General features: G+C 55.1%; 4 protein-coding genes and 1 pseudogene. 4 read left to right on the top strand and 1 reads right to left on the bottom strand.

All coding sequences use genetic code 11. The annotated features are described in order from the left end of the window. Positions 1-15: 15 nt before the first annotated feature. Positions 16-966: a methionyl-tRNA formyltransferase gene (fmt, locus tag OEL57_RS13990; protein WP_300741256.1), complete on the top strand. Its 951-nt coding sequence runs from the start codon at positions 16-18 to the stop codon at positions 964-966. Further along, entirely contained in the window at positions 963-1748 is a 786-nt protein-coding gene (locus OEL57_RS13985; protein ID WP_300741255.1) for a DUF116 domain-containing protein, read from the top strand. Before fmt ends, OEL57_RS13985 begins: the two co-directional genes overlap by 4 nt. 112 nt (positions 1749-1860) lie before the next feature. On the opposite strand, the gene OEL57_RS13980 is transcribed toward OEL57_RS13985, so the two are convergent. Beyond that, positions 1861-2862, bottom strand: coding sequence for a hypothetical protein (locus OEL57_RS13980; protein ID WP_300741254.1), 1002 nt, complete (start codon positions 2860-2862; stop codon positions 1861-1863). A gap of 139 nt (positions 2863-3001) precedes the next feature. Between OEL57_RS13980 and OEL57_RS13975 the strand changes: the two genes are divergently transcribed. Together OEL57_RS13975 and OEL57_RS13970 are read left to right on the top strand one after the other, a co-directional pair. Then, on the top strand, positions 3002-4654 hold the full coding sequence (locus OEL57_RS13975; RefSeq protein WP_300741253.1) for an ATPase, T2SS/T4P/T4SS family: 1653 nt from the start codon (positions 3002-3004) through the stop codon (positions 4652-4654). Positions 4655-4845: 191 nt separating this feature from the next. After that, a pseudogene (locus OEL57_RS13970) lies at positions 4846-4980 on the top strand (type IV pili twitching motility protein PilT); the annotation flags it as partial.

Genomic DNA, 4980 nt, shown 5'->3' with positions numbered 1-4980 from the left:
TAGACGGAGTACCCCATGACCGGCTGGCGGATCATCTTTATGGGTACGCCGGAGTTTGCCTGCCCCACCCTGCAGACCTTGCTTGATCGCACTGAAAACGTGGTAGCCGTCTTTACCCAGCCCGATCGCCCCAAGGGTCGCGGCCAGAAACTGCAGCCACCACCGGTGAAAAAGCTGGCTATAAAGCACGCCACCCCGGTCCATCAACCCCCCAAGGTGCGGGCACCGGAGGTAATTGAACAGATTCGGACGCTACAGCCCGACCTGATCGTGGTGGTAGCCTTTGGCCAGATCCTGCCGAAGGCGCTGCTGGAGATACCGCCCCATGGTTGCGTCAATGTCCATGCCTCACTGTTGCCCCGTTACCGTGGCGCTGCACCGCTCAACTGGTGTATTGTCAATGGCGAGACCGAGACCGGCGTCACCACCATGCTGATGGATGTGGGACTGGACACCGGCCCGATGCTACTGAAAAAGGCGACACCGATTGCACCGGACGAAGGGATTCAGACTCTGCATGACCGGATGTCGCAACTGGGTGCAGAGCTTCTGGGAGAGACCCTGGAGGGCTTGAAGGCGGGAACAATCACAGCGCAACCACAGGATGACAGCCAGAGCTGTTATGCACCGCTGCTAAAAAAAGAGCATGGCCTGATCGACTGGCAGCGACCTGCAGCCGAGCTGCACAACCAGATCCGTGGTCTCTCAATCTGGCCAGGGGCTGTCACCTTCCTTGAGGGAGCCCCGCTGAAGCTGTACCGCACCACCCTCTGCCAGGGCTCCGGTCTGCCCGGAACCATCATTGCCACTGGGAAAAACGGCATTGAGGTCGCCTGTGGTCAAGGGTCCATTACTATTCAAGAGCTACAGGCCGCAGGCAGCAAGAAAATGGATGCAGCCAGCTTTCTGGCTGGCCACCCCCTGGCACTTGGCACGTTGCTAACGCCACATGAGGTAGCTGCATGAGTGATGTTCAGGAACAGACCGCAGCCCCACGCAAACGGCTCTTTATCGCCCTGATGGGGCTAACCTGCATAGTCTTGGTGGTAGTGATCTTTCTGGCATGGTGGGTACCCAGCCGTGGCCTGGCCAATATCCACCCTGACCTGCCCCGGATTGTCGGGTTGATTGTACTGGCACTGTCCGGCACCGCTATCCTGGGCACCGGCCTGCTGGTGCTGACCACGGCGCTGGGCAAGGATATCTTTTTTACCCGCTTCATGCGGCTGGTGGTGATCAAGTTTCTGTTGCCACTGATTGAATTTGTGGGCAGGGTACTGGGGCTGGACAAGGACCGGATTCGCCAGTCCTTTATTGCCATGAACAACTCGCTGGTGATCTCCCAGAGATACAAGGTGCGCCCGGACCGGATACTGATCCTGCTGCCCCACTGCATTCAGCTGTTTGACTGCGAGATCAAGGTAACCGGCGATGTGAACAAATGCGTGCTGTGCGGACGATGCGACATCAAAGGATTGGTGGAGATCGGCAGAAAGTACGGGATTGACATCTCAGTAGCCACCGGCGGCACCCTGGCCCGCAAGGTGATTGTGGAGAAACGTCCCAAGCTGGTGCTGGCCGTGGCCTGCGAACGGGATCTGACCTCCGGCATCAAGGATTGCTACCCGTTGCCGGTGATCGGCGTGTTGAACCTGCGCCCCCATGGTCCCTGCTTCAACACGATCGTAGATACGGCTGCCATTGATGCCGCCCTGCAGCAGGTGCTGGATTTACCCCAAAAGGCGTAACTGCCAGACTGGCCGCAAAAGATCGCAAAGAGAAAAAAGAACGGCAAACCGTTTCAAAACCCGGCTTATGACTATTTTTTGCGTTCTTTGTGTTCTTTCGCGGCTAACATCTTTAAATCCTGAACCGCTCCAGCTCAGCCTCCTGCAGATCATTCAGCACACTGATTTCTGAGCGAACACCATCAACCTGCAGACTCAAACTGGCAGCCTCCCCTTTAACTGCCTTGGTGTAGCGTAGCAAAATCCGCCCGGCCTGCAGCAGATCGGCCTGCCGAGGTTCTCCCACCAGCAGCACCAGCGGACTGGCACCATCCATCCAGCGCAGGGTGGTTTCACCGGCACCGATTGAGACCAGAATCTTTTCGTTGTCGCTGCTGTCCCGGCCAACCACCGCCTTGCACTGCTCAGACAGCCGGAAATGACGGCCGGTTCGCAGCAGATCAAAATCCCTGATCACCGGTACGGTCTGGTGGTCCAGCAGATCCTTGACCTTGGGGATATAGCTCTCCTCGGTCAGCAGACAGCCACCACCCGGCGCCGGATATTCATCTACCCCAAGCTCGGCAGCCAGCCGCATCTGATCCTTACGTCCCCGCCCCTTGATGGCCGGCAGCTGTTCCCGGTTTACCCAGCCCTCAGCCTCCGGGATAGTCACCTTCATATACTTTGCCGAAAGCGGACGCAACAACAGTCCGGCAATACCGCAATCCCGCTCAATCAGACGCAGGGTATCCTGACGCTGGCTCATGGGGCGCTGCCCCACCACCTCACCGGTGATCACAAAATCAGCCTGCAACTCCTGCAGCAAGGCACCGGCACAGCGCAGCATAAAGGTCTTACAATCAATACAGGGATTGAGGGCACTGCCGTAGCCATGTCGGGGATGCCGCAGCATCTCAATAAACTCTGCCCCCAACGGGATGGACCGGAATGGAATATCATAACGCCGGGCATATTGGGCTGCCACCGGCTCACCATCAAGAATCGGTGAACAGCCAAAAAATGGCGAAGTAAAGTTGATGGCCAGCACATCAACCCCCTGTTGCTGGATCACCTTCACTGCCAGGATTGAATCCAGACCACCGGAAAATAACGCTAACGCTCGACGCTGCATCTTAGTACAACTCCTTGGTTTAATTGTTACAGTTACGGGGCAGCATCTGTAGCACACCCGTACGGTCTTCCGCAATGATTGACTCGCTATCATATCGGGTTACAATAGCACCAATTCATCAGCAGCAGAAGGGAGCCCTATGCCTATCAATGTCAGGGAAGGCACGCTGGGTGCAATCCTTTATAACTCACGTATCATCAGTGATACCGACATCACTGCCGCACTTGAAGAACAGCAACGCAGCGGATGCCGCTTTGGTGAAGCACTGGTTATTCTGGGTATCGTCACACAGGAGGATATTGACTGGGCGCTCTCCAATCAGCTGGATATTCCTTACATCCGGCTTAAACGCGAGATGATTGACCCGGATGCTCTTACGCTGATTCCTGCAAACATCTGCAGAACACATCAACTGATACCACTGATACAAGCAGGAGATGAGCTATCTATTGCCATTGCGGACCCGCTCAATAAAGAAGCTGTTACCGCTGCTGCCGAGGCGTCAGGTTGCCAGATCAACCTCTCGGTTGCACTGGCCCGTGAAATAAACGAGATACTTGACCAGTGCTACGGCCAGAACAAAGAAGAACAACTTGGTTTTAGTTCAGGTCTGTTTACTGCCGAACAGCTCTCCTCCATTAACTCAGATCTCAGCGGACAACAGCTGCTGAACAACCTGCTTGCCTACAGCATTCAGCACCAGTTAAGCTCCTGTTCCTTTATGCCTTTGGATACGGCAATTGCCATCACTGCCCGAAGCGGTGCAACCAACCATGAGCTGGGGACGCTAGCAGCAGATCACTATACAACTGTCTCCAGCCTGATCCGCAAAGCGGCTACACTACCGTTCTCCAGTGAACCCTCACTTAGCGGGTGCATCAGCTTTCTCCATCATGAACGGGAACTCTGTTTTCAGGTCCTGTTGATGCCTGGCAGACAGGGAGACTACATCACCATCCGTCGGCATATAACGGCCAACATTCCTCACACACTGTCCCGGTTACAACTGTCGTCATTCCAGCGAGAACAGTTTACCCGCCTCACAACAGTTCGCCACGGCCTGATACTGTTTGCATCCCGCTCGTTGCAGGAACGTTGTCGTTTTATGGATCTGCTACTGGAGGAGCTGGACACCGCCAACAGGTCTGTTCTTGTCCTTGGCAATGAACCGGGGAGAATGCGCAAACAACTCCCCCGCATCCCACTGCCAGAATCAGAGGCGACCCGCGGACGGCTGATTATGGACAGCCTTGAGCATGGCCCGGATATTCTGGTGATTGAAGACGGCACAGCTCTGGAGCCATTTACCGCTGCAGCACGGGCTGCCATGCGGGGCAAACTGGTGCTGGTGGGAATGGATATCCGCGGCACCCGCAACCTGTGTGACCATCTGATCCGCTACCGTCAGCGCAACGCCTTTCTGACCCCGTTTCTTTCCGGCATTGTATCATTCAAAGGCATTCAGCTCCTCTGCCCCGGCTGCAGACAGGCCGCCACCATACCGCAACAGGAACTACTCGGCCTGCAGATGCAACCGCCACCTGCAAAGCTGTATCACGCAACAGGCTGTCCACAATGTAATTACACCGGGGTCAGTGAACGGATTTTTCTAACCAATTGCATCTGTTTTGACCGTGAACTGCACGCTCGTTTTGATGCCGTTTCTGACGGAAGCAGTTTTATCGCCGGACTTAATGCTGATGGTTATCGCGGCATCAAGGCGGAAGGTGAGGCCCTGTTAAAGGCGGGAGCTGTATCCCCTGAAGAGTTTATTGCAGCAGTAATTCAATAACTATCCATCAGCACTATTTCCCCAAAACCGACTCACGCGGAGACACTGAGGCGCGAAGGGAAAAATGACAGAGTATCCGATGTACCTGTTAAGAAAGACAGGCAAAACAGTTCAAAACCATGTTTATTCAATTCGTTCTCCGCGAACTCCGCGGCTCCGCGTGAATAAGCTGTCTTTATGAGGTTACTATAATGGCTAAAATAGATGCACTGTTCAAAATGATGAAGGAGCAGGGAGCCTCAGACCTGCATCTCTCATCCGGCAATCCCCCCATCTTCCGTCAGCATGGCGAGATGGTCCGGCTGCAGTTCAGGGCGATGTCGCAT

Source organism: Trichlorobacter sp. (assembly GCF_030247655.1).
In the GTDB taxonomy this organism is placed as follows: Bacteria; Desulfobacterota; Desulfuromonadia; order Geobacterales; family Pseudopelobacteraceae; genus Trichlorobacter.
This window is presented reverse-complemented; position numbering and strand designations above follow the sequence as displayed.